At 71.3% G+C, this 24,142-nt stretch carries 25 protein-coding genes and 1 pseudogene; 16 read left to right on the top strand and 10 right to left on the bottom strand.

From position 1 onward, the window contains the following. Positions 1-204 precede the first annotated feature (204 nt). Entirely contained in the window at positions 205-672 is a 468-nt protein-coding gene (locus WMF28_RS09330; protein ID WP_437601771.1) for a hypothetical protein, read from the bottom strand. A gap of 219 nt (positions 673-891) precedes the next feature. Here WMF28_RS09330 and WMF28_RS09325 point away from each other — a divergent pair, with 219 nt between their 5' ends. Continuing rightward, positions 892-1,431: an RlpA-like double-psi beta-barrel domain-containing protein gene (locus WMF28_RS09325; RefSeq protein WP_437601770.1), complete on the top strand. Its 540-nt coding sequence runs from the start codon at positions 892-894 to the stop codon at positions 1,429-1,431. A 170-nt stretch (positions 1,432-1,601) separates the two neighbouring features. On the opposite strand, the gene WMF28_RS09320 is transcribed toward WMF28_RS09325, so the two are convergent. Next, positions 1,602-2,378, bottom strand: coding sequence for a GNAT family N-acetyltransferase (locus WMF28_RS09320; RefSeq protein WP_437601769.1), 777 nt, complete (start codon positions 2,376-2,378; stop codon positions 1,602-1,604). 342 nt (positions 2,379-2,720) lie between these two features. Here WMF28_RS09320 and WMF28_RS09315 point away from each other — a divergent pair, with 342 nt between their 5' ends. Together WMF28_RS09315 and WMF28_RS09310 are read left to right on the top strand one after the other, a co-directional pair. Beyond that, on the top strand, positions 2,721-3,329 hold the full coding sequence (locus tag WMF28_RS09315; RefSeq protein WP_437601768.1) for a hypothetical protein: 609 nt from the start codon (positions 2,721-2,723) through the stop codon (positions 3,327-3,329). Positions 3,330-3,880: 551 nt separating this feature from the next. After that, entirely contained in the window at positions 3,881-4,150 is a 270-nt protein-coding gene (locus WMF28_RS09310) for a hypothetical protein (protein ID WP_437579406.1), read from the top strand. 329 nt (positions 4,151-4,479) lie between these two features. Here WMF28_RS09310 and WMF28_RS09305 read toward each other — a convergent pair whose 3' ends face one another. Beyond that, positions 4,480-4,815 carry a hypothetical protein gene (locus WMF28_RS09305; RefSeq protein ID WP_437601767.1) on the bottom strand — a complete coding sequence of 112 codons (336 nt, stop codon included), beginning with the start codon at positions 4,813-4,815 and terminating at the stop codon, positions 4,480-4,482. 174 nt (positions 4,816-4,989) lie between these two features. Between WMF28_RS09305 and WMF28_RS09300 the strand changes: the two genes are divergently transcribed. After that, a complete protein-coding gene (locus tag WMF28_RS09300; RefSeq protein ID WP_437601766.1) occupies positions 4,990-5,553 on the top strand; it encodes a hypothetical protein in 564 nt (187 codons plus the stop codon). Positions 5,554-5,594: 41 nt separating this feature from the next. Here WMF28_RS09300 and WMF28_RS09295 read toward each other — a convergent pair whose 3' ends face one another. Then, positions 5,595-8,399 (bottom strand): hypothetical protein, encoded by a 2,805-nt coding sequence (locus tag WMF28_RS09295; protein WP_437601765.1) that lies wholly within the window; start codon positions 8,397-8,399, stop codon positions 5,595-5,597. 218 nt (positions 8,400-8,617) lie between these two features. On the opposite strand from WMF28_RS09295, the gene WMF28_RS09290 reads away from it, so the two are divergent. Beyond that, positions 8,618-8,773 (top strand): hypothetical protein, encoded by a 156-nt coding sequence (locus WMF28_RS09290; RefSeq protein WP_437601764.1) that lies wholly within the window; start codon positions 8,618-8,620, stop codon positions 8,771-8,773. Between the two features lie 54 nt (positions 8,774-8,827). Here the strand turns inward: WMF28_RS09290 and WMF28_RS09285 are convergent, their stop codons facing one another. Beyond that, on the bottom strand, positions 8,828-10,600 hold the full coding sequence (locus tag WMF28_RS09285) for a hypothetical protein (protein WP_437601763.1): 1,773 nt from the start codon (positions 10,598-10,600) through the stop codon (positions 8,828-8,830). A 600-nt stretch (positions 10,601-11,200) separates the two neighbouring features. Here WMF28_RS09285 and WMF28_RS09280 point away from each other — a divergent pair. The 3 genes from WMF28_RS09280 to WMF28_RS09270 are packed head-to-tail and all read left to right on the top strand — an operon-like array spanning position 11,201 to position 15,029. After that, on the top strand, positions 11,201-13,441 hold the full coding sequence (locus tag WMF28_RS09280) for a hypothetical protein (RefSeq protein ID WP_437601762.1): 2,241 nt from the start codon (positions 11,201-11,203) through the stop codon (positions 13,439-13,441). Continuing rightward, on the top strand, positions 13,438-14,082 hold the full coding sequence (locus WMF28_RS09275; protein ID WP_437601761.1) for a hypothetical protein: 645 nt from the start codon (positions 13,438-13,440) through the stop codon (positions 14,080-14,082). Before WMF28_RS09280 ends, WMF28_RS09275 begins: the two co-directional genes overlap by 4 nt. Further along, a complete protein-coding gene (locus WMF28_RS09270) occupies positions 14,079-15,029 on the top strand; it encodes an HTTM domain-containing protein (protein ID WP_437601760.1) in 951 nt (316 codons plus the stop codon). Before WMF28_RS09275 ends, WMF28_RS09270 begins: the two co-directional genes overlap by 4 nt. A gap of 53 nt (positions 15,030-15,082) precedes the next feature. Here the strand turns inward: WMF28_RS09270 and WMF28_RS09265 are convergent, their stop codons facing one another. Next, entirely contained in the window at positions 15,083-15,304 is a 222-nt protein-coding gene (locus WMF28_RS09265) for a hypothetical protein (RefSeq protein WP_437601759.1), read from the bottom strand. A gap of 344 nt (positions 15,305-15,648) precedes the next feature. On the opposite strand from WMF28_RS09265, the gene WMF28_RS09260 reads away from it, so the two are divergent. Next, positions 15,649-16,062 (top strand): hypothetical protein, encoded by a 414-nt coding sequence (locus WMF28_RS09260; RefSeq protein ID WP_437601758.1) that lies wholly within the window; start codon positions 15,649-15,651, stop codon positions 16,060-16,062. Positions 16,063-16,178: 116 nt separating this feature from the next. Further along, positions 16,179-16,592, top strand: coding sequence for a hypothetical protein (locus tag WMF28_RS09255; RefSeq protein ID WP_437601757.1), 414 nt, complete (start codon positions 16,179-16,181; stop codon positions 16,590-16,592). A gap of 100 nt (positions 16,593-16,692) precedes the next feature. On the opposite strand, the gene fbaA is transcribed toward WMF28_RS09255, so the two are convergent. Next, a complete protein-coding gene (gene fbaA, locus WMF28_RS09250) occupies positions 16,693-17,766 on the bottom strand; it encodes a class II fructose-bisphosphate aldolase (protein ID WP_437601756.1) in 1,074 nt (357 codons plus the stop codon). A gap of 478 nt (positions 17,767-18,244) precedes the next feature. On the opposite strand from fbaA, the pseudogene WMF28_RS09245 reads away from it, so the two are divergent. Next, positions 18,245-18,433 (top strand): annotated as a pseudogene (locus WMF28_RS09245) (glycoside hydrolase family 97 N-terminal domain-containing protein); the annotation flags it as partial. Between the two features lie 46 nt (positions 18,434-18,479). Here WMF28_RS09245 and WMF28_RS09240 read toward each other — a convergent pair. After that, complete coding sequence (locus WMF28_RS09240) at positions 18,480-18,767, bottom strand: hypothetical protein (RefSeq protein ID WP_437601755.1); 288 nt, start codon at positions 18,765-18,767, stop codon at positions 18,480-18,482. A gap of 60 nt (positions 18,768-18,827) precedes the next feature. On the opposite strand from WMF28_RS09240, the gene WMF28_RS09235 reads away from it, so the two are divergent. Then, complete coding sequence (locus WMF28_RS09235) at positions 18,828-19,238, top strand: nuclease A inhibitor family protein (RefSeq protein ID WP_437601754.1); 411 nt, start codon at positions 18,828-18,830, stop codon at positions 19,236-19,238. 19 nt (positions 19,239-19,257) lie between these two features. Here the strand turns inward: WMF28_RS09235 and WMF28_RS09230 are convergent, their stop codons facing one another. Beyond that, positions 19,258-20,274 (bottom strand): DNA/RNA non-specific endonuclease, encoded by a 1,017-nt coding sequence (locus WMF28_RS09230; RefSeq protein ID WP_437601752.1) that lies wholly within the window; start codon positions 20,272-20,274, stop codon positions 19,258-19,260. Between the two features lie 18 nt (positions 20,275-20,292). After that, on the bottom strand, positions 20,293-20,604 hold the full coding sequence (locus tag WMF28_RS09225; RefSeq protein ID WP_437601750.1) for a hypothetical protein: 312 nt from the start codon (positions 20,602-20,604) through the stop codon (positions 20,293-20,295). A 97-nt stretch (positions 20,605-20,701) separates the two neighbouring features. Between WMF28_RS09225 and WMF28_RS09220 the strand changes: the two genes are divergently transcribed. The 4 genes from WMF28_RS09220 to WMF28_RS09205 all read left to right on the top strand — a co-directional run bounded on the left by WMF28_RS09220 (position 20,702) and on the right by WMF28_RS09205 (position 24,057). Further along, positions 20,702-20,917: a hypothetical protein gene (locus WMF28_RS09220; RefSeq protein WP_437601749.1), complete on the top strand. Its 216-nt coding sequence runs from the start codon at positions 20,702-20,704 to the stop codon at positions 20,915-20,917. A 621-nt stretch (positions 20,918-21,538) separates the two neighbouring features. Continuing rightward, a complete protein-coding gene (locus WMF28_RS09215; protein WP_437601748.1) occupies positions 21,539-22,540 on the top strand; it encodes an alpha/beta hydrolase in 1,002 nt (333 codons plus the stop codon). A gap of 172 nt (positions 22,541-22,712) precedes the next feature. Then, the gene (locus WMF28_RS09210) at positions 22,713-23,009 is read left to right on the top strand and encodes a DUF2288 family protein (protein WP_437601747.1); all 297 of its coding nucleotides are present in this window, start codon (positions 22,713-22,715) and stop codon (positions 23,007-23,009) included. Positions 23,010-23,181: 172 nt separating this feature from the next. After that, positions 23,182-24,057 (top strand): WGR domain-containing protein, encoded by an 876-nt coding sequence (locus WMF28_RS09205; RefSeq protein ID WP_437601746.1) that lies wholly within the window; start codon positions 23,182-23,184, stop codon positions 24,055-24,057. Positions 24,058-24,142: the final 85 nt, after the last annotated feature.

Genomic DNA, 24,142 nt, shown 5'->3' with positions numbered 1-24,142 from the left:
AGAGGGGGAGAGGGTGGAGGCGGGGAGAGGAAGGACGCCGGCAGCGCCGCAGCGGAGAGGGCGGATGGAATCACGATCGCCAGGAGGGAGTGCAGCCGCCCCGAGGGTCCATGCGCGGCGAGCGCTGCTCGCTTCGACATCAGGGCGACCTGAAGCTCGCGACGTTATCCGTCAATCGGGCGGCCGCGCCTCGTTCCTTCAAGCCTACCTGTTGCAGCGGCCGCGGTCCTTGTCGAAGAACGGCGTCGTCGACACCGGGCGCCCAGGGGGCGGGTCGATCTCCACCTCGACGGTTCCTTCGGGTGTCCAGGCCTCTTCACACGCAATGACCTGGTCGCGGAACCTCTCGTCGCTCTCCATCCAGATATCGATCTGCTCGCTCCCGCAGGAAGCGCAGATGTCCTCCACGATCAGGTATTTCCTTAACGAAGGAAGGTACATCCGGGTACCAGGCCGAAACCTGCCTTGGCGGACCGCCACCGTGATCGGGTCGTCGCTCGTCCCGATCCCGCCGGCGCCTTGATGGAGAACGGGGTTGGCGATGCCGTTGCCCGGCGGATCGTTGTCGGGCCAGCCGTAGAACGTCACCTTGAACCAGCTCGCAGCGACCGCCGGTCCACTCCAGAAGGCCGCGATGGCAGCGGCGCAAGAGACGACATTGGACAGCTTCATAAAGCCTCTTTTCTACATCTGTCAGCGTCAGCTGGTGAACCCGCCGATGACCGTTTCGCACAGGTCATGTCCGTGAAGGCACGGGGCGGGCCGTGCGCCCGGCGTTTCATCGAGGAGTTGGCACCTCGTCGCTCACCGCCCCCGGGCATGACTGTTGCTGAACGTGCCCTGTAACCAAGGGTGGCCGAGGGTGGCCTTCCCCTCTCTGGGAGGCTCATCATGAGTAGCGGACTCGTCATCGTGCGCGCGATGCGCCCTTGCGCCGCGGCTATCCTGGTCGCCATGACCACCGGCTGCGGCGATTCGACGGATAAATCCGAGGCTGAGGCGGCTCTCGGGGAAGCGGGAGAGGCGTTGCACCTGTCGGGCTTCGTCTCCTTTCACCAGGAATACAATAATCCTGGAATCGGCGCCCACGTCGCGTGCGCTCCCGATGCTTTCTCGGTTCCGGACTGGAATACCAGGTTTGAGCCGAGCAAGTTCGGATTCATGGTGAGCGCGCTCCAGAGCACGCACTTCGACCGACTCGGGAAGCACAGCGCTTGCGCCATGTGCGCTCGGGTCACCTCGAAGAGATCCGGCAGATCGGTCACGGTGCGGATCATCGACCGGAGCACTGACACCTTCAATGACGGCGGCAAGCGATTCCTGGACCTGTCTGCGGCCGCGTTCGGGAAGATCGGGAACACGGACGAAGGCGTCCTCCCTGCTGACATCACGTTCGTCGACTGCCCCGCCGGCCTCCTCGCCGGGGGGTAAGGTCGCCGGTGGACCCGGGGATCATGATGACGCATGCGCCGGCCCGCCGAGCTCTTCACGCCGCGACCAGAAGTCGCCATTGCAGATCGCCTGGGTCACGAGGGAGCAGTGAGCCGGCGTCGGTGTTCGAGGCCGTGATTCCACCCCTTCCGCACCGCGCTGCCCGCCGCCTACCGCTCGTAAATGTACGGAACGGTCGCACCGAGTCGGACAAAGCCGAGCCGCGACAGGATCGGCTGACTGTCGGGCCGAGCATCGACCTGGAGGTAACGATAACCGCGCTCGACCGCGAGACGGGTCCTGTACGCGACAAGCGCCCTGTAAACGCCGCGACCACGCCACGCAGGCGCGGTCCCACCGCCCCAGAGGCTGGCGAATTGCGTCCCTCGGTGGAATTCGACCCTGCCAGCGCAGATAGGGACGTCGTCGGCCATCGCGACGACGGCGGCCATCGCCTCGGGCTCCTCTGCCAGCTGGGTCACCAGCCTGCGCTCCAGCGAAGCGTGATCCGTACCGAAGGCCGCCTCGTGCGCCCGGACGACCAGCCGCACGCCCTCGGCATCGGTCACGGGAAGCAGCCGCACGCCTTCGGGCAACACGACCTCGGTGGGCAGCTCGGCGGTATCGGCGACGAGCAGCGCCTCCTCCGGCTCCGGATGGAAGCCGGCAGCGACCAGCCGCTGCCCCAGGTCTGCCGGCCGATCGTGGGTGTAAAGCTTCCACTCGAAGGCACGCCCGAGCGGTGCGAAGCGCGCGATCTGCTCGGCGATCGCGAGGTCCACGGTCGACTCGTCGAGGTCGGACCAGACGATGGTCGCCCAGCTCCCGTCCGAGCCATCCGCCCGTACGGCGTGGCGGGCGAAGCCGGATCGTTCAGTCGCCAGCGCGCCCGAGCGCCCCTGTCTGACCTGCTGGTCAAACAGCGCAAGTACGGAGTCGTGGTCCACGGGGGGCACTCCATCACCGAACCATCTCCTTCGCAACAGATCCCGGCCTCGTCCAGGAAACGATGGCTGTCGAGGCCTGGAGCCGGAGCGGGGTGGCGCGGTATACCCGAGTGCCCTCTCGTGGAGCCCCGTGCCCTGACGTCGGGGCACACGGAGGTCACACGGTGTGACGAATCCGGGTCGATGCTCGTAAGCGCGGGATAGGAGGGCTCGCCAGGCCCGGACAGGTCGCGTCCGGTCAGCCGGTGGACGGCGACGGCGCTGCGCTCGCTGGCGGGCGCCCCGGCACCCATGCGACCCGCCGCGCTCGGCGCGCCAGTGCAGGGGCAGCGAGGACGTAATGTGGCCCAGATCACCGTTGACGCCGCCCTCCGGTGGGAAGAGCATCCGGAATCAGGGGAAAGCATGGGGCACGGGCTCAGGGGGAGGGCGAGCGCGCTCGTGCGGTGCGGCTGTGCCTGTGCGCTCGTCAGTGTTCCGGCGCCGGCACAAGCACTCGAGTTCAGCGGCGGCGTGAGCGTGGGCGGGATCCAGGTCGGGATCGAGCCCAGGCTCGCCGTGAGTCCCTTCGCCGGGTGGCTCTGGCGCAGCGAGGGGGACTTCCGGCTCGAAGTCCACAACATGCTCAGCATCGTGCCAGGAGCAGGCGTAGGGGTCTACGATCGAACGGCCGTCACTCTTGGGTACGCCGCGAAGACAACCACCGTCAGCCTCGGGCCGTCCCTGGCGATCTACTCGATGCCGGTTTGTGGTGCCGTGATCTGCGACCACGTGGTGGGGGTTGCTCCAGGCGGCCGCGCCCAGTCCGACTGGTACTTCGCCGGGCCCTTGGGCGTATCCACCAGCGCCCATGTGGACTGGGCTGGCGGCAGTAGTCGCGTTCTTCCTGGAAGTCTGGTCGTCATGGTGACCACTGGGCCCATTTGGAGACTTGAGGTAAAGTCGAGATGAACAGGCTATTTTTTTGTTCTGTGCTTCGGTCTCGCGGCGTGCAATTACGATGTAGGGGAATGCTATGTCCGGGTTTCGGGAAACGAGGGCGCCGGCGGCAGCATCATCACGCCGACAGGAGGGGTTGGAGGCTTCGGGTGGCATGTGCCACTGGAGCCGCAAGATCACACGGGCTTCGATGGAGATCCGTGCTCGCAAACCGTGGAATGCACGGTCACGTGGAAGACGGGGTCGGCTGTTTGCAGTAACCAGGGCGCGGCCGGTAGCTGCACAACGCGGTACCAGGGCGAGCACGCGAGTTTGGACGATGCCAAGGATCGATGTGAGGAGGCCTCTGGGGTTCGAAACGGCTCCGGCGCGCAGTCGTGCGACGCGTGTCGGTGGGCGACAGGCTCAAGCTCATCCGACTGCAAAGAGGCATGCAAGGAAAAGTGCGATCGGGTATTGGAACTCTGCCGCGACAACTGTCCAAGGCGCGACACGAACTGTCTGAAGAAGTGCATGGACGAGTACAGTCGATGTCTCGTAGACTGCGACAGGAGGTGTAAGTGATGATCGAGCTAACGTTCAGGGTGACCCCCGACGACGGCGAGCCGCGCGATATCCTAGTTCGGATCCACGAGCCGACCCGAAACCCTCCGGAGAAAGAGTGGCCTTGGGCTGTCACTGTAGACCTCGATGGGCGGCCATTCACCACATACGGAATGGATCCTCTCAATGCAGTCGAGCACGGAGCCCAGCACGCCGCGATCGTGTTGCGCGGGGTCCATGGCGATGCGCTCGATCCGCCCCTCGAGCCGCGAATGAAGGAGGACGAATGAGCAGCTCGCAGATGCGCCAAGTCTGCCCACAGCCGGAACCGAGGCGTACTCGCCTTCGGCCCCCGGGGTGCTGCTTGAAGACCGACGGCTCGCTCGGCTGTGAGGGGTAGCAGCGGCTCCGGCCCGCGCGTCTGACCGGGGGCATGGGGGCGGCTGGCTCTCCGGGCGGCGCCGACGGAGGCTCCGCCGCTGCTCGTCCACCCGCCCGGCTCGTCCGCCGCGTCGGCAACGAGCAAGCGAGCGCTCCAGGCCCTTGCCCGTCGCGGTGTCTCGGGCCCTTCGCCGGGTGAGCGTGCGTCGCTGGGGATAGCGGGGAACTGGCGGCCTACCTACTCGCCGTCGGCGATCAGCGCCATCACGGAGATCTCGCGCAGGACCTCGCCTGGGGTGCGGCGCTCGTTCTGTACGATGGTCTCGACGATGGGCTCCAGCGGGTGCGAGCAGAGCCGCGTCCCCATGACCATGCGCGGGATGATGGGGATCATCAAGGCGCGCGGGTCCGGCCACCGCGGCGGCCACCCCATGTAGGCGATGCCGCGGGGCCAGCCGGTCTCAACGGACAGGGCCGGCAGGTAGCCCCGCGTCTTCAGGTACGCCTCGATGTCATCGGGCGAGACGCTCCGCGTGACCGGCGGGCCGGGGAAACTGCACTTCGCAGGCGGCAAGTGCCGCGACGGATAGAACACGTTCGTCCCGGGCGAGACAAACCCCTGGTCTCCTTCCCCCTTACCTGTTCGCCATCCACAGGGCGCCGGCCCGTGCCGATCCGAGCACCGGACGCCTCATCCTCGTCCAGTCTGCGCGCGAGCCCCGCGCGTCCCTGTGGTACCCTCCCGCCCATGGGTACCGCGAACGCCTCCGCCCCTCCACGGCGCTCTGCCCTGCGCCGCGCCCCCTGCGCTGCCCTCCTGCTCGCCGCCTGCGGCCCCGCACCTACCCTGGGCGACCCGCGCGCGCCGGAGCCGCCGCCTCCCGCCGAGACGGTCTATATCGTCATCCACGAGCCGCCCCCGGCGGCGGCGGTGGCCGCGGACGGCTGGGTGCCGGACGAGCCCCGCGGCGAGAGCCCGTTCGAGCGGACGCGCACATGGATCGGCGATTACGACTGCCCGCAAGGCACGACCGCAATGACGTTCCGGATCCTCCGGGTCCAGGGCGACCGGATCAAGGCCGTGTTCGACTTCCATCATGCCGCATCCGGCACATCGGGAAAGTACCTCATGAGCGGCCGCTACGACCCCGAGACGCGCACCGCGGCGTTCTCGCCCGGCGCCTGGCTCGAGCGCCCTCCCAACTACGTCACCGTGAGCATGAAGGGCGACCTCGCGCTCGACGGCTCGCTCTTCGCCGGGCGCATCGAGCACCCGGAGTGCGGCGCCTTCCGGCTCCGGCCCGCAGGATAGCGCAGGCGCGCCGCGCTCCGCGCGCGACGCGCCTGGGCCCGTCAGGGCGTGCTCGACGGGTCTGCCGGGTCGCTGCCCTCGTCCGCCTCGTCGCCGTCGCGGAAGCCGTCGCCGTCGCGATCGAGGCCGATGCGCTCGCCGGAGCCCGGCGGGGCGCACGTATAGGTCAGCTCGCCGCGCTTGCGCGAAGCCCGGTGCCGCAGCGCGGCCCCGGTGATCGGCGGGTCGCAGAGCCGGTTGCCGACGAACAGGCCTGAGCCGACGTAAAGGAAGCCCTCCACTTCATGGCTGTGCAGACCCTTCACCACGAGATCGCACTCGCCCGCGTCGGCCCGCGCGCGCAGGAGATCGATCCGCGGCCCCGCCGCAGCTGCGTTCTGCTTGGTGAGCGTCACCTGCTGTCCCACGATCGGCGCCAGATTGCTGTCGAACGCGAGCAGGAACTGCTCCAGCTCGCGCTTCATCACGTCGCCCTCCGGCCCCGGCGGGAACCCGCCCGGGGTGAGCGGAGACTGGTTGAACCCCATGTCGGGGGTCGCCGAGCTCACGAAGCGGAAGAGCGTGGGCACGCCGCCTTCATTGTTGAAGCCGAAGCCGCGGACCTGATCGCCCATGAAATCGTCGCTGCCAGGGAAGAGCTCGTTGTTCGCCATCCCGAACATGCCGACCTTCTGGTACAGATTGCGGAAGTGCGGCGACTTGAAGGCCTCCGTCTCCAGGTCGAAGGTATACCGGCCGTCCCCGCCGAAGAAGCCGGGCGCAGCGACGCCGAGCTCCTCGTTCGCGTGCGGATCGAGCACGTGGCAGGAGACGCAGGTCCCCTCCTCGCTGAAGTCGGACACGTTGTTGAAGAAGAAATCGCGCCCGGCCTGCTGCTCCGGGGTGAGCGAGTTCTCCAGCGCCCGGATCGGGTTGGGCGGGTAAGTGACCTGCAGGATGAAGTCGGCGAACGCCTGCATGTCGGCGTCGGGGATGAACTCGCTCCTTCCCAAGAGGTCCGGGAACGCTGCCTGGAACTTCTTGAACGCCGCCACCTCGTCGAACGTCCCGCTGTCCGGGTGCGCGCTCGGCTCCTCGGCGCCCGCGGTGCGATCGCCGCGCCAGTGCATGGGCCCGTGGTTCGCCATCCCGCGGAGGCTCTGCGTCGTCATCGGCCCCTTCATCGGGTGGTGGGTGTCGGGGATCCCGAAGTCCAGCGGGTGTGACTCGAACGGCCCGGGGATGTCGACGACCACCTCGTCCGGGTTCCCGAGATCCCAGGCCAGGCTGTCGAAATCGCCGTACACGTGGCAGCTCGCGCACGACGAGTCCCCGTGGCTGGACGAGAACGACGCGTCGTAGAGGAACCGGCGACCGGCGATCACGCTCGGCGGCTCGGGGTTATGCATGGGCACGTGCGCGATCTCGGACCTCGTCACCGTGCTGATGATCGAGATCGCGTTATCGAAGCGCGTGATCGTATAAAGGCGCCGCTTGGCCTCGTCGAGCAGGAGCCCGGTCGGGCCGCCGCCGGGCACCTGGATCTGGCTGGCGGTGCTCGGCGTGAAGGTGTTGCTCTCGAGGGCGGCGGTGCTGAAGACCCCGATCTTGGACGATCCGATCGTCGCCACGTACAGCGTCTTTCCGTCGCTCGTGACGGCCATCTGCTGCGGCAGGGCGAGGCTCTTCTGGTTCTCGGCGTTCGGGATCGGCGCGCAGCACGCATCGTAATCGATGTGCTTGTTGAGGTGCCTCGGCGTGACGCTGCCGGCCGGGCCGAGGACGGTGATCCGGCTCTCGTGCAGGTGACCCCGGACGGTCTGGCCGGCGAAGATCCCCGGCCCCTCGAAGCGCTTCTCGTTCCCCGCCTCGGTGTTCGATACGTACACCTTCCCGCTCACCGGGTTGACCGCCATGTTGTAGAGGATGGTGCCGACGCCGGTGTAGAACCCCGCGGCGCCGGGCAGCTGCGCCGGCGGGCTCCCGTTCGCGTCGATCACGAACACGTCCTTGTCGGGCAGCGAGAGCCGGACCAGGTCGTCGAAGGGCCGGTTCAGCTCGTCGACCCAGTGGGCGCCGTTCCACTTGACGATGAGCCCTGTCTCCGGATGCGGAATACCCTCGACGTTGGTCGCCGGCCCGGGCACGCCCCCCGCCGCCTCCCCGCCGTTCGGGACCAGGCCCTCGTGGATCGCGGTTGTGCGGTTGCCCGAGTGGAAGGCCGCCGCGTAGACCTTGCTGCCGTCCGGGGTCACCGCCAGCGCCCGCGGGGTGTCGCTGAACAGCGTGATGATCGTGAGCGGCGTGCCCGTGAGCGTCGCGCCGAGGTTGTTGGCGTTGAAGACCCAGACGTCCGCCCGGCCCACGCCCGGGGTGGTGAGCTGGGGGTCGAACGGCACGTTCTGGCCCCGGTGGGCCGCCGTGATGAAGGCGCGTCCCTTCCCGGGACCGGCGAAGACGATATCGCGCGGCTCGTCGCCCACGAGCAGCGTCCGCACGACCCGGCCAGCATGCGCGCCCTGACTGAGCTCTACCACGCTCACGCTGTCGGACAGATGGTTGACGACCCAGACCTCGGTATCGCTGCGCGCCGCCACGGCCACCGGCTCCAGGCCGACGGGGATGGAGGCGCGATGCTCGATACCATGGTTCTTGACGCGATACACCTCGAGATGATTGTCGGGGGTGTTGACGGCGAAGAGCAGCTTGCCGTCAGGCGAGAGCGCGAGCGGGCGCACGTGGCCGCTCTCGAAGAGCGTGTAAGGCGACGCCGCCTGGGCCGCTCCGCCTGCCGCGAGGCACGCGAGCAGGGTTGAAGTCGCTGCGAGACGGGGCAGAATATTGCGTAGGACGGATGGCGAGGCCATGAGCCACCTCCGGGAATGAGGGTTTCCTCGGGATGATGAAGACAACAATCGAACGATAAGATCGTAAGGATCGAGGCTATTCACGGTCCATCCGAATTGCAATATCGCGCCGCGGCTGCGCCAACGATCGCCAAGCTCAGCACACTCGCACCGACACACCCACCGCGGCGTCGCCGCGGGCGCCCCGGCAGGTGTCACATTGGCGAGAAAGAATTCACATGAAGGCGAGAAGGCGGGAAGGCGGGAAGATCATTGATCTTTTCTCCCCGCTTCACGCCTTCGTGTTCAAGCTGGCCCACGACCCGACCGTCTGTAGAGCCGATGGCGAGGGCGCCCGCAACGGCGTCGCTGCCCTGCGCAAGGACGGGCATTGAGCGACCCGCGGCCCGGGCGCAGGCGGGGGCTGCGCCCCGGCGCGCAGGCCTCGCTCAGCGGCCGGCCGACAGCGGCCCTGCCATCGCCGGTCCGGCGAGCGCCGCGCGGTACCCGAGGTAGCGCCCGAACGCGCGCATCGCCTGGTTCCAGTGCTTGGGCTGCTTCGCCCGCATCTCCTTCACGCCGACGTCGGCCAGCGCGTCTCCCACGTCGATCCACCGCGGATCGCCCGTCAGCGCGTAGGCGGCGCCGAACGCGGGCACGATCAGCAAGTTGAGGTCGGCGGTCCCGCTGTCGTCGTATGCGTCGGTCTCGCAACCCCACAGGTACCGGAACGCGCGCCGGTCCGACGTGATCGCGCGCTCGGCGAGCCAGCCCGCCGCGCGCGCAACAACGTCGCGGATCCGCGGGTCGTCGGTGAGCGCGTGGTAGTCCATGAGCGCGTCGACGAGCAGCGCGGTCATGAACGGCGAGCCGCCGCGCGGGCCGCGCTCGCACTCCGACGGGTCGGCGCGATTGAGGTCGTGCTCGAACGCGCCCGACGCGCCCTGCCGCTGCCACGCCACCGTGCGATCGGCGAGCCCGCGCAGCGCCGAGAGGAGCTCCGGCCGCGGGTCGATCGCGTAGTAGCTCGACAGCGTCATCATCGCCCAGGCCATGTTGCGCTCGGTCGTGCGCAGCACGTCCTCCTTCTTCCCGCCGGTGAGGGCGGCCAGGTTCAGCCGGAGCGCCTCGCCCATCGCGAGGACCGCCTCCTTTGCCGCCGGGTCGCCGGTGAGCAGGTAATCGTCGAGCATCCCCTGGCCGAGCATGCGCCGGAGGACCTGCCATGAGAGGGGCGCCGCCGGGGTCCAGTCGGCTTTCTCGCACACGTGGACCGCGAGCCGGCGGTCGGGCGAGAACCGGAGCTCGTGCTGCCGGTACCAGACGGCCTCGGCGCGCGCGCGCCGGTACCGGGCGGCGTCTCCGTGCCGGAGGAAGCGCTGATAGAGCGCGTGCGGGCCGTCGTAGTACGTGCGGTGCGCGCCCGAGCAGCTGACGCCGTACGTGTCGTAGGCGGGCGTCATGCGGGCGAGCGCGCGCTCGATGCCGCTCTCGAACCCGGGGAAGCGGCGATCGTCGATGGCGGGGAGCTGCGGCCCGCACACCCGGCTCGCCGCGTACCACGAGGGCGGCAGCACCGCGGCGATCGGGCCGTCCGGGCTCGGCAGGAGCGCCTCGTCGAGCGCGGTCGGCTGCGAGGCCTGGGGGGGCTGCGAGGGCTGGGCGGCCTGGGGGGTCTGAGGGGCCGGCGGGTCGGCGCGCTGCGAGGGTGAGCCGGGCTGAGGAGCGCCGAAGTCCAGCGTGTAGATCGCGCGCTCTCCGGGCGCGAGCGCGGCGCGGAAGACGAGGAGCGCGCTGCGGATCGAGCGGCCCCGGGGCCAGACCGCGAGGGGCTTCGCGCGGAGCGGGACCGCCGCGCCGCGCCCGTCGCGCAGGCGGAGGCGCCGCGCGTCGCGCAGCGTGCCCGGCGCGAACGGCACGGCCGCCGAGACGACGACCTCCGGCGGCGGCAGCGCTCCCGGCGGGCGCTTCGCGGGCGCGGGCGCGCTCGGCGTGGCGTCGGCGACGAGCAGCAGCGGGACCGATCCCTCGGCCGGCGGCGCCGGGCGCCCAGCGGCGACGTACGCTTCCAGGACGGCCCGCACGCGCGGCTCCACCCGGCGCGCGACGGGCACCCGAGCGGGCGGCCGGCCGCAGCTCATCCAGAAGAGCGGCGCTGCGAGGAGCAAGGCCGCGAGCAGGCGCCGGACGCCGGACCTCGCCTTTGCGCGCTGCGCATCCATAGGACGTCCGATGCCCATCGCCCGCCGCGCATCGCGGCAGAGCCTCCCGGGGCGGGCCGCGATGGCCCCGGCCGCTCAGGCGCGGAGCGCTTGCCCCGTCGCGCCCGCCGGCTTCCGAAGCCCGCCGTCGTCGCTCGGCTCGATCGCCCAGTCCAGGTACTGTTCCGACCAGCGACGGCAACCCCTCGCGCCGACCGCGAGCGAGCCGAGGTGTCTCCCTGCTCCCGGTTGCGCCGCTGCACACGCTCACGGCGCAGCTCGCGAGGCGCATCCAGTACGTGGATGGTCCGCCGGTGCCCCCCCGGCGTGGAGCCCCGATCGCCTCGAACCCCGGGGGTCCTCGACCGCCATCGTGATAAGCGTCGCCGCACCATGCAGGCGCCCGACAGCGACCCCCCCGCGCCCCCGGCTCCGCTCCAGGACAGCGCCCCCCCGGCCCCCCGAACCGCGGAAGCCCCCGCGCGCCCCGACCGCGGCGCCGCCGCCTCCACGCCCCCGCCGCCCCGCCGCTGGGCCGTCGGGCTGCTCAGCGCCCTCCACGCCCCCGTCTTCGCCTGGGCCGCTCTCTCCCTCCCCTTCCGCCCGTGGACGCTCTTCGCCGTGGTCACCGCCGCGCTCGCCCTGCTCCACGCCGCGACCGCCGCGCTCTCGCTCCTCCCCCACCCCCTCGCGCCACGCGCCTTCCGCGCGACGTCCTTCGCCTCGCTCGGCTACCTCGCCATCCTGAGCTTCGGGCTCCTCTCCTCCGCCGTCTACGTCGCCTCGCTCAACCGCGGCCTCGGCACCGGCATCGCCGCGGCGCTGCTCGCGGTCTGGGCGGTCGTCGCGCTCCTCACGCTGCCGCTCGCCTGCTGGGGCGTCGCCTCGACCGGCGGCCTCCGCCTGCTCCGCCCGAACCGCCGGCCCTCGCCCGCGCTCGCCGCCCTCGCCGCGCTGGCGCTCCTGGCCGCGCTCTCGCTGCTCTTCCGCCATCGCGTCGCCAAGGCCGACGTCCTGCCCGTGCCCGGCGGCGCCCCGTCGCGCACCGGGGCGGCGCTGCGCGAGGCGCTCTCGTCCTTCGACGCGCTCCCCGCGCCGCCGGCCAAGGCGCCGTCGCTCATGACCACGGCGCCGGCCGCGTGCGCCGCGCCCCCGGAGCCCGGCCGCCCCACCCTCGTCGTCACCCACCTCGCCCGCGCGAAGGAGCCCGAGCGCGCCGCCGTCGCCACCCGCTGCCTCCAGCCCGCGCCCGGCGACGACCCCGCGGCGGCGCTGCGCGGCGCGCTCGCCGAGGCGCTGCGCGGCCCCCTCAAGATCGACGTCGTCTCGGCCGTGCAGCCGCTCGACTCCCCCGGCCCGGGCCTCGCGGGGCTGTCGCTGCGCCCCGGGCTCGACGGCATCTGCCTCGCGGAGCGGTGTCTCCTGCCGTGGCAGCTCATCGCGCTCGACGCGTTCAACACGAACGCGCCGCTCGCCGGCGTCCCCGACTTCCGCTTCGGCGTGGACCTCGCGGTCCTGCGCCGCGCCCTCGGCGAGCCCGCGCCGCCCGGCGGCCACGGCCCCGCCGGCCCCGACGACGCCGCGCTGAGGAGCGGCCTCGCGCGGATCGAGACGCTCAGCTACGCGGTCGACGCCGCGGGCGAGCTCCACCTCCTGTCCCGGATCGGCGAGCCGTCGGTGCCGCTCACCGAGGCGACCGCCCAGCAGGCGGCGGCCGCGGCCCAGCGCTACATCCTCGGCGCGCAGCGGAAGGACGGCATGTTCCGCTACATCGTCGACCCGTTCACCGGGCGCGCCTCGTTCGACGGGTTCTCGATCGCGCGGCAGGCCGGCACCACGCTCGCCCTGTGCGAGCTCGGGAGCGGCGAAGGCGGCGCGCCGGCGCCGCGGGCGCTCGGCAAGGCGGTGCAGCGCTCGCTCGGGCTGCTCGCGAAGCTGGAGCGCAAGGCCGGCGAGGGCGGCGCCGTCGGCGCGCTCTTCTACCCCGCCGACAGCCCCGGGACGGTCGCGAACCTCAACCCCACGGCGCTGAGCCTCGTCGCGTTCCTCTCGTGCCGCGACGTCGTCGGCGACGCGCACGACGCGCTCATCGGGCGCCTCGCCCGCATGGTGCTCGCGACGCAGCGGGACGACGGCGGCTTCGCGCCGCAGCTCGACCTCGCGCGCGTCGCGCCGATCCTCGGCCCGACGCAGCTCTACGAGGGTGGCCAGTCGGTGCTCGCGCTCACGCTGCTCGAGGCGCTCGCCGCCCGCGAGCCGAGGTCCGAGCTCCCGCCCGCCGCCGCGGTGCGCGCCGCCGTCGACCGGGCCATGGACCACTACGCGAACCGCTACTGGGACCATTTCGCTAGTGATTTCGTATACATGGAAGAGAACTGGCACTGCCTCGCGGCGCGCGCGGCGCTCGGCCACCACCGCCGGGACGACTACGAGCGGTTCTGCCTCGACTACGTGGCGTTCAAGTCGCGGCTCGTGCTCGACGAGGACAGCGAGGTGGCGCCCGATCTCGTGGGCGGGTACGGGTTCGGCAACGTGCTGCCGCCGCACAACACGTCGACGGCGGGGTTCGGCGAGGCGCTGGCCGCGGCGATGGCGGTGAAGGAGGGGCGCGGCGAGGATCTCGCGCTGGACCGGGCGCTGATGCAGCGGGTGCTCGGCTTCCTCGTGCGGCAGCAGTGGTCGCCCGCGACCTGCTTCGCCTGCAGCCGCGGCGTGATCATCGAGGGCGGCTTCAGCGAGAGCATGGCGTCCCCCCGGATCCGCATCGATTACGTGCAGCACGCCTGGGCCGCGCTCGGCCACGGGGGCAGGATGCTGGGGCTCGTGCCCGGGCGGAGCGCGCCGGCGGCGGGGCCGCTGTGAGCGCGGGCGGCGGGGCGGCCGGGGACGCGGCCGCCGGCGGCGGGGCGGCCGGGAGCGCGGCCGCCGGCGGCGGGGCGGCCGGGAGCGCGGCCGCCGGCGGCGGGGCGGCCGGGAGCGCGGCCGCCGGCGGCGGGGCGGCCGGGAGCGCGGCCGCCGGCGGCGGGGCGCGCCCGGGCGAGGGCGCTCGATGGGGCGAGCGCAAGGCCTACGCGTACGGCGTGACCGCGGGGCTCGTGCTCCTCATGCTCGCCCCGCTGTTCCGCCGCCCTCCCGTCGACAGCTTCCCGCTGTCGACCTACCCGATGTTCTCGTGGGGTCGCCACGACGCGCGCACCCCGGTGGAGCGCGCCATCGGCGTGGACTCCCGGGGCGAGCGGCGGCCGATCCCGCCGCGCCTCGTGGGCAGCGAGGAGGTGCTGCAGGCCAAGGCCACGCTGGCGCAGAGCATCCGCCAGGGCGCCCGCGCGGCGCGCGCGCTCTGCCGCGGCATCGCGGCGCGCGTCGCGGAGCAGGACCGCTACGCGGACGTCGTCAAGATCGAGATCCGGACCGACACCTTCGACGCCGTGGCGTTCTTTGACGGGCAGGAGGCCCCGGTCGACTCGAAGCTCCACGCGACCTGCAAGGTGGGCGCGCGATGAGGCGGCTCCTCGACCGGCTCGACCGCGCCTTCTTCGCCGAGGCGCCCGCCGAGCGGCTCGCGATCCTGCGGCTCCTCGTCGGCGGCTTCGCCCTCGTGTACCTCTGCGTCCGCGCGGTGCACCTCCAGCGGGTGGGCCACCTGCCTCCGGGGAGCTTCAGGCCGATCGGCGTCGTCTCGGTGCTGTCCGCGCCGCTCCCTCTCTGGGCGGTGCGCGCCTTGATCGGCGGGGCGATCGCGGCCGGCGCGGCCTTCGTGGCCGGCTACCGGTTCCGCGTCACGGGGCCGCTCTTCAGCGCGCTGCTGCTCTGGGTGCTGACCTACAGGAACTCCTGGGGCATGGTGTTCCACACCGAGAACCTCCTCGTGCTCCACGTCATCGCGCTGAGCCTCGGCGCGGCGGCCGACGCGTTCTCGCTCGACGCGCGGGCCGCGCGCCGCGCGGGCGTCGCCCCGCCGGCGCCGGACGGCCGCTACGGCTGGCCGATCCGGCTGTTCTGCGCGATCACGGTGACTTCGTATTTCATCGCGGGGGTCACCAAGCTCCGGAACAGCGGGCTCGACTGGGCGCAGAGCGACATCCTCCGCAACTACGTCGCTTACGACAACGTGCGAAAGATCGCGCTCGGCGACACCCATTCTCCGCTCGGCGGCGCGCTGGTCCGCTACCGGTTCCTGTTCCCGCCGCTCGCGCTCTGCAGCCTGGCCATGGAGCTCGGCGCGCCGCTCGCGCTGTTCAGCCGGCGCATCGCCGTCGTCTTCTGCGGCGCCGCCTGGCTCTTCCACCTCGGCGTGCTGCTGACGATGGCGATCCTGTTCCCCTACCCGCTGCTCGGCGTCGCGTTCGCGGGGTTCTTCGAGCTGGAGAAGCTGCGCGATCTGAGGCGCCCGCGCCGCGCGGGGCCTGCGTCGAGGACGGGAGTCCTATCGTCCCGATTGACCCTCTGAGCAATCGGCTGCCGCTGCATGCAGCGACCTCGGCGCTGGCGCCCCTCGCGCCGCTACGCTTCTTCGGCGGGCGCGTCGTCGAACGGCTCGCACACGACATAGATCTTCTTCCCGCTCGGATGGAGCGCGAGCGTCGCGTAGCGCTTGCACGCGACGCACTCCCGCACGTCCGTCGCCTCCCCTCGACGCGGGCAGCTCACCTGCCGTGGCTCCTCGCCGCCACCTTCGATCTCGAGCCACGCCAGCTTCTCCGGTGCATCCAGACGACAGTTCATCGTGACCTCCTCCCGCGGCCATCGGCCGATGGAGGGTCTTTTGCAATCACCGAGCCGCGCGAGGGTGCACCGCGGCGCAGGCGAGGCGGGCCGTCCGGGGCTTATCGCGGTCGCATCGTCTGCCGTGGATCCCGCGTCCCGCCGCCCCCCTCTTCCGACCCGCCGGTGCGCATCCGGCGGGCCGAGCGGCTGGTCCGCCTGCCGTCACGCACGCTGTGCGCGGGAGGGCGCACGGCGTGCACCAGCGAGGAGCGCGATCTGCCGCGCACGCTGGGCCGTCACGCCGGCGCCCCGGATGGCGCATCGTTTGCTGTGATGTGCACTGCGGCTCTTCGGAGGGGATCATGATGGCAGACTGGCTCGTCGTGCTGCTGGCGACTGCCGGCGGCGTTGGATCGCTGGTCGTCTGTACAAGACGCCTGCTCGCCCGGCGGCATTACCGCGCCTCGGAGGTCACCCTGGTGTGCCCACGGACCGGTACCCCGGCGCGGTGCCGGCTGGTCGCCGACGGGCGCACGGGGGAGCTCGTCGAGATCACGCGGTGCTCGCTGGCCCCGGACGGGGTGCCCACGTGCGAGCAGGACTGCGTGAAGCTCCTGAACCTGGGCATCCGGCTCGCGCCCGTCGATCCAGCACGCCGCGGCGAGCACGCCGGCGCTCGCGATGCCGGCGACGCCGGCGCTCGCGACGCCGGCGCTCGCGACGCCGGCGCTCGCGACGTCGGCGCCGGCGGGCCGCCCGGCCATCCCGCGCCCTGACGCGCGTGGCACGCAAGGCATGCGCCGCCGCGCAATCCCTGCCGCGCGCCGCGCGCCGCGCGGCCGTCGCCGCCGGGGAGCCTCGATGGAACATGGCGTGCTCTCGGCCCGAGATCATGGCTTTCCAGACCCGGACGCTCTCGACACGCTCCTCTGGCAATCTGCCGATCGCGCTTCTCCTCCTGGGGAGCGGCGCCCTCTTGTGGATCCGCGCCGCGCTGCGCGACCCGGGCGCGCTGGAGCTGCTCCCCGGCGCCGAAGGCTGCCTGACCGCCGGGATCGTCGGCGTGCTGCTCGCGCTGCTGCACGGCGTCCCCTACCGGACAGCGCTCCTGTCGATCGCGGCCCCGCTCGTCCTCGTGCAGGTCCTCGCCAGCGAGCTCGCGGGGTCGTCTTTCCTCCCCGTGCTCGGGATCGAGCTCACCGCGCTGGGCCTCTTCGGCCTGCCGCTCTCCCGATTGCCGCGCCGCGACCCTGCCGCGGCCGCTCCCGTCCGCTCGCTGCGCGAGGCGCCCCCGTCGCCCTCGTGAGCCAGCGCCGACAATCAGAGGACGCGCGGCGCATCGCCGGCGTCCGCGCGGCGAACGACGGCCCCGCCCGGGCGGGCAGGGCCCTCGCTGCCGCCGCGGATCAGAACTCGAACTTGTCGAACGAGTTCAGGTCCTTGCACGCGTCGACGAGGCGCGCGGCCACGCCCTTCTCGCCGAGGTGGAGCCAGCCGCGCGGGTCGATGTACTTCTTGTTGGGCTTGTCCTCGCCCTCGGGGTTGCCGAGCTGCGACTTCAGGTAGGCGCCCTTGTCGTCCATGAACTTCTTGATGGGCTGCGTGAAGGCCCACTGCGTGTCCGTGTCGATGTTCATCTTGATGACGCCGTAGGACACCGCCTCGCGGATCTCCTCGCGCGACGAGCCGGAGCCGCCGTGGAACACGAAGTCGACCGGCTTCGCGCCCGTCTTGCGCTCCTTCTGGATCGCGTCCTGGGAGTTCTTCAGGATGGGCGGCCGAAGCTGCACGTTGCCCGGCTTGTAGACGCCGTGCGTGTTGCCGAACGACGCGGCGACCGTGAAGTTGCCGATCGGCTTGAGCGCGTCGTAGGCCGCGAGGACCTCGGCCGGCTGGGTGTACAGCTTGGAGTTGTCGATGCCGCTGTTGTCGACGCCGTCTTCCTCGCCGCCCGTGACGCCGAGCTCGATCTCGAGCGTCATCTTGAGGGCCGCCATCTGCCGCAGGTACTTCTGGCAGATCTCGAGGTTCTCGTGGAGCGGCTCCTCGGACAGGTCGAGCATGTGCGAGGAGAACAGGGGCTCTCCGTTCTTCTCGAAGAACTTCTTGCCGGCCTCGAGCAAGCCGTCGACCCACGGCAAGAGCTTCTTCGCGGCGTGGTCCGTGTGCAGGATGACCGGCACGCCGTAGGCCTCGGCCAGGTTGCGCACGTAGTGGGCGCCCGCGATCGCGCCCGCGACGGCGGCCTTCTCGCCCTTGTTGTCCAGGAACTTGCCGGCGAAGAAGTGGGCGCCGCCGTTCGAGAACTGGACGATGATGGGGCACTTGGCCTCCCGGGCCGCCTGGAGGGCAGCGACCGTGCTGTGCGAGCCGATCACGTTCACGGCCGGCAGCGCGCACTCCACGCTCTTCATGTACTCGAACAGTTCCTGAAGAGCGGAACCAGTGATCACGCCGGGCTTGAGCTTCAACTTGGACATGGCACCTTGAATCCTTGTTCCTTGCTCGGGTTGCGCTGAGCATGCAACGCGGCAACGGAAAGCGGAAGGGTGGATCGGATCCCCAGGGCGGGCGCGTCCGGGTACCATCGCCGAAGCTCCGGGAGCAAGCGGTTTCTCCCGTGCCGCAGCTGCAGACTTGAAGCATCGCGTCACCACCGGTGACCGGCGCGGGACGATGCGGCTCCGAAACCTCCCTGAGATGTCAAGTGCAACCAGCACGCCTGGACGCCACCCGCGCCACGATCGCAAAAACTCGTTCAATTTCAACATGTTAACACTGGCCCAGGGGACGGCTCACGATGGACGCCACCGGGGAGGTGGGCCATGGCGGACCACGCCCCATGACCATCGAATGCGCAACGATCGCGAAAAGGATTCGCACTCGGGTCGCCTGGCTCGGCCTGGCCGCGTCGCTCGTCCCCGGGGTCGCCGGTTGTGGTGATGACGAGCACAGCCCATCCGGCGGCAGCTCGCCATCACCTCCGAGGACACCGAGTTTCGCTTCGCCTCGGACGGCACCGCCTGGTGGACGCGCGCGGACTTCGAGGGCGACGAGTCGCTGTACAACCGCGGCGCGCTCAGCGCAGTCCAGAATGCCAATACGCCCATGATGGTCCGACTCCCGGGCGACCTCTACGTGGCCCTGCACGAGGCCGATAAGCCGACCGGGGAGGAGCGCACGTATCCCAACTTCATGAGCCACGAGGCTCGGCGAGGGGGCCTTCGTCGCCGAGACGTACACGGACGACGCCGAGGCCGACTACGACACGCGCCCGACCCTGGTCGCCCGGAGCCGGTTCCTTGTCACGCCCGCCGACACGCTTGTCGCGGCCATGGAGGCCGGCGGCGGCCAGGCGGTCCGCCTCCGCCCGGCGACCCCCGAGGACACGGCGAGCCTCGAGGTCTACGGTGGCCGACGTGAAGAGCGCCCTCGACCTGGACAGCGTGTCGATGCAGGCGCCGTACGTCTTCGGGTTCACGGTAGAATGATCACCTCACGGTAAGATTGCGCTCGCCGCGCCGCCCGTCCGGAGATCCGCATGCAGGCCCAACCCGCGTCGCCCGAAGAGCTCCTCGCCTCCCTCGCGGAGGCCGCACAGAACCTGCTGTTCCCCAGCGAGTCCGATCACCCGCTGCAGCCGTTCCGATCGCGCGGGGACGCGTCGTCGCCGGACGCGCTGCTCGCGGCCGAGGGCCTCGCCGCGGAGACGCCGGTCGAGGTCACGACCGCGGGCGACTTCTTCGCGCCCGTGATCGAGCCGCCCGAGGACGCGGGCGAGGCGGCGCTGGCCGAGGCCGGGCGGTACCGGCGGCTCGCGGATCTCCTGGAGCGCCACCTGACCGACCTCCGCGTCTACCGCGTGGGGCGCGTCGCGATCGACGTCTACGTCCTCGGCCGCCACCCGTCGGGCGCGTGGCTCGGGCTCAAGACGAAGGTCGTCGAGACGTGATCGACGGAGGGCGCGCCGCTCAGCGGCCGCCTGCGGGCCCGTCGTCGGTGCGCGCCTCGAGCGTGCGCTGCAGCGCCTCGGGGAGGGCGGTCAGCATGTCGTAGCCCGCGCGCCGCTCGATCTCGTCCACCGTCGTGCGGTACTGCCCCCAGCCCTGCTCCAGGATCCCCGTCTCGTTCGGCATCGCCGCCGCGATGACCCGCGTCGCCGGCCCGATGTCGTCCGGCCCCTGCCCCGGCTCGAGGACCACGGCGATCTTGAAGAACGCCTCCGGCACGGCGACGCCCTTGCCGAGGGTGGTCGGGCGCCCGCGCTCGTCGAAGAGGCCGCCGGCGATCACGAACAGCACGCGCCGCTCCTTCTGCGCGAGCTCCTGGCACGCCTCCTCGAGCCGGAGCCACGGACCGGCGTTGAGGTCGTGCCGCTGCGGCAGGATGTTCGTGAGGAGGAACGTCGCCTTGTTGTCGTCGGGGGTTCGCGTCCGCTCCTCGGAGCGGACCATGTGACCGCGATCGAAGCCGGAGCCGGTGTAGTCGTCGTGCTGCACGCGGTACCATCCGTCCGGCAGCGCCGCGTCGGCGAGGAACTTGCCCCGATGGCGGGGCGTGTCGCCGAACGAGGCGGCGTCGAGCCGCCAGCTGACCCAGTTCGCCACGTTCCTGGAGCGGTTGTACGAGAGGGCATACTGGGGCTTGATCATCAGGTGATCGTCGGACGCTGGCGCCTCGGCCCGGGCGGCCCGCGCCCCCGTGCGGGCCGGCACGCCGAGCTCGAGATGGGCGCTCTGCGCCGGCGGCCGCGGCGAGGGCGCGCCCTTCGGCGGAGCGCCCTTCGGCGGCGAGGGGCCGGTGGATCGGCCCGGTGAGGGGGATGGCCCGGGGGGGCGGTCCAGGCCGAGGTCCAGCCCGAGCCCCTCGAGCCCGCGCTCGAGGCCGCACTTGACCCCCGCCGCGCTGAGCCCGGTCACGACGAGGGCGACGAGCGCGACGAGCGCGCGCGAACCCCTGGACTTTCGTTGTCGTCTCTTCGAGCCCACGTGAGCGCTTCCGGCTATCTACGGCAGCGATGGCACCAGCGTCCAGCTCGATGCGCGGCCGGTGCCGGGCGATAGCGGCAGGCGACGCGGAACGTCGCCCTGCCGAGCGCCTTCGGCATGACCCACCAGCCGCCGAGCTTCCTCGGCGCCGTGCCCGGCCTCCAGATCGGCGGCCTGCGCGGCGGCGTGCAGACAGGGCTGCTCGCGAGCGCCGGCGTCGAGCTCCGGCTCCCCGAGGAGATCAAGGCGACGGTCTCGGCGTTCCGGAGCGGCTTCTTCGACCTCGGCGACGCCCTCGGCACTCGGCAACGGGCTGCCCGGCACCGACATCGGCCTCGGGCAGCGGGCGGAGCTGCGCGGCACCGGCAGCACCCATGGGCTGGAGATCCACGCGCATCGCAGCCTGTCGAAGCGGGTCGGAGGGTTCGTGTCCTACCCCCTCTCGCGCTCGGTCCGCCACGTCGGCCGCGAGACCTTCGACTCGGCCTTCGACCGCCGCCACGTGCTCAACGCCGCCGCCGCGGTCGATCTGGGGCGCGGCTGGAAGCTCGGGGGCAGGGCGGTGTTCTACAGCGGCATTCCGATGACGCTCGATTACGACCTCTGGGGGTCGGCGGCGAAGCGAGCTTCTGAGCGGCATTGACCTTGCCTCGGTGGACGCGGTGGACGCGGCGCGCGCGGCGCTCGCCGGGGGACCTGAGGAAGCGCCCGCGCCGTGGTCGAGGATCCTCGTCATCGCCGGCTCTGGCGGGCTCATCCGCGGGCGGCGAATGCAGCATGGCTGCGAAAATCTCATACCGATGCATTGTCCCGGGACGGTGCGTAGACGGCGCCTCCTGGCCATGACGGACAGCGAGAATCCGTGAAGCGTGGCAGCAAAATTATTGCCAGCACAGCAACCGAAACGAGGAGATGGGCTCCGGCATCTGCACGGGACCACGCATCCGCGTCATCCACAGGCGCAAATCATTGCGGGATAACGCAACGATTTGTGCAGCGTCCACGTCGCACGACGGGATGCGCGGCTCGGGCGGCTCACACGGACGACGTACGGAGAACGCAACCAGGACCAAGAGCATTGATAAATACGGTTAAACGGCGGCACGAGCGGCGTTCGTGCGCTACCTTGGTTGTTCAGATGCTTTCTGGTCCAGTGTTTGCGAGCATTGCGAGGTGGTGCTGGAGCTGAGAGACCACGAGATATCGCACCGCGATAGACGCTGCCTCACCTCCAATCACCTACCGCAACCATGAGGGTCAACTGATGAATTTGTATTCCCGCACACTCAGCACGGTTCTCTTCTCGGCGACGCTCGCGGCCACCTCTCTGCCTGCGAGCCAGGCCGAGGCGTCGTCGTCGAGCCAGCACACCCAGGTCGAGCGTCTGGTGTTCCCGGTGACCCTCTCCGACGGCAACACGTACGAGGTGGTCGGCTACCTCTACTATCGCGGCCACACCAAGTATCGCCCCCTTCAGGTGCTCGTCCACGGGCTCACCTACACGCACGCATACTGGGATATGCCGTCGATGGGCGGACGCGACTATTCCTACGCCCGGTACATGGCCAAGGAGGGATACGCCGTCCTGGCGCTCGACCTGCTCGGGGCCGGGGAGAGCAGCCGCCCGGACGGCGACTTCCTCGACCTGGCCCAGACGGCCGAGAGCGTGCACCAGGTCATCGCCGAGATGCGCACCAGCGGCGGGGTCTTCAAGACGCCTTTCAGCCGCATCGCGCTGGTCGGCCACTCGAACGGCGCCATCACCAGCACGCTCGTTCAGAGCACCTACAACGACGCGGACGTCCTCGTCAACACGGGCTTTGCCTTCACGCCGCACCCGATCCCGGTCTCCCCGGAGGCGATCTCGGCGCTGCTGCAGACGCCCTATATCGCGATCCCGCCGGAGATACGCACCGACATCTTCTACGACGCGGCGAACGCCGACCCCGCGCTGATCGACTTCGACAACGCCACCATCGCCGACACCTACACCCGCGGGCAGTTCCTGAGCCTCCTCGCCGTCTCCGGGGACCCCTCGCTCTCCGGCATCCAGGGCGTGACGAGCCCGGTGCTCATCCAGTTCGGGGAGACGGACGAGCTGCAGCCGGCGTCCTATGTGGACTCCGACGCGGCGCTCTACACCGGCGCCGAGCGCGTCACGACCGCGATCGTCCCTCGCACGGGCCATATCCTGAATGGCCATCGCGGCACGCCGGTCGGCTGGCAGCAGATCGACTGCTGGATTCACCACAACATGGGCTGGTAGCGCTCGAGGGGAGACTCTGGCCGGTCGCGCGCTGCCGGCGCTGCGCGGCGCGTCACCCCCTCCCCCCTTCCTGTGAGGCGCTGCCAGGAGCGGCTCGGCGCTCGCGAGGTGCACCGCCACCTGCGGCGCCTGGCCGGCTTGGCGGCGGCTGCCCGGGCTCTATGCTGCCCCCATGCGCGAACGGCTCGCCAAGACGCTCGGGGAGGTCTTCTGGACCGATCTCCGCGCCCACGCGGCCCGCGACGGGATCATCCTCGTCGCGGCCGACCTCGACCTCCTGGACGTCGGCGAGGCCGTCGCCTCGAACGACGCCGCCGCGGTAGAGGCCTGGATCGCGGCCGGCAAGCTGACCAAGCCCACGGCCGAAGATCTCACGCGCTGGCCGCTCCAGCGCGATCTGCGCTTCGTGTCCCTCGTTGTCGCGCCCTTCGTGCTGGTGCACCGGCCGGCCTCGCCGCTGCCCTCCTGAGGCGGGTGAGGCGGCCCCCCCCGTCGGGGCGACCGCGCGAGCGCGCGACCCGCATCGAGGCAAGGAGCCTTGTACCTGCATCCTCGTCCCACGCGCGAGCACACGTGCCCTCCGGCGCTCGGACGCAGCGACCCGAGGCGCGCCGTTGTCGCGCCGTGATATCCTCGCCCGCATGCGCCGGTTCGAGTTCGTGCAGGGGACGAGCGCCAAGTTCTGGATGGCCGACGTGGACGACAGGACGTTCGTCGTCGTCTACGGCCGGCTGGGCACCGCCGGGCAGCGCAAGGAGAAGGCGTTCCCCTCCGCGGAGGCCGCGGCGCGCGAATGCGAGAAGAAGATCGCGGAGAAGCTCCGGGAGGGCTACCAGGAAGTCGGCGCGCCCGCCGCCCCCGCGCCCGCGGCGAGCGCCGCCCCGCCGCCGCCGAAGCTCGAGCTGCCGCCGCGCGTGCGCCTCGGCGACGCCACCGAGGCGCAGCGGAAGGCCGCCGTCCACGCGCTGTCCGCGCTCGCGGCCGCGCGCGGCCGGCGGAGCTGGGCCCTCGGCCGCGCCGTCCGCCGCGCCCGCCGCGCGCTCGAGCCGCTCGGCGGGCTCGATCCCGCGACCGACGCGGCGCTGTCGGCCGCGCTGGACGCGCTCATGGCCCGCGTCGTCGCGCCGAGCGCGGCCGATCGGCTGCCGCTCGTGCGCGCGATCGAGCTGCTGTCGGAGCTCGACGCCGCCGCGTTCGCGCGCGCGGTGCGCGACACCTGGAAGGCCCCGCCCGCGGCCTCGCCGGCCGCCGGCGCGCTCGCGCTCCTGAAGCGGCAGCTCGAGGAGCTCGGCGACCCGGAGCTCGGCCTCCGGCTCGGCGCGCTGCTCGTCGATCGGCCGCACCACGGCGCGATGAGCGCCGAGGCCGGGTGGGCGCGGCGATGGAAGGCGCTCTCGCCCTTCCTCGCCGCGCACCTCGCCCGCAGCGGGCGGTCGCTCGAGGAGCACCTCGCGGGCCTCGACGCAGGCAGCGATCCGCACGTCGCGCAGCGCATCGCCCGGATGCGCGCGGCGTGAGCTGCGCGCGCGTCGGGCTCGCCGCCCGCGCCCCGTGAGCGCCGCCTCGAGCCGATGTGCGCAGCGCGCGGCGCAGACGTAGGCG

The sequence above is a fragment of the Sorangium sp. So ce590 genome (assembly GCF_051521365.1).
Classification (GTDB): Bacteria; Myxococcota_A; Polyangia; order Polyangiales; family Polyangiaceae; genus Sorangium.
Note: the sequence above shows the minus strand (reverse complement) of the source record. Positions and strands in the feature narration are given on the sequence as shown.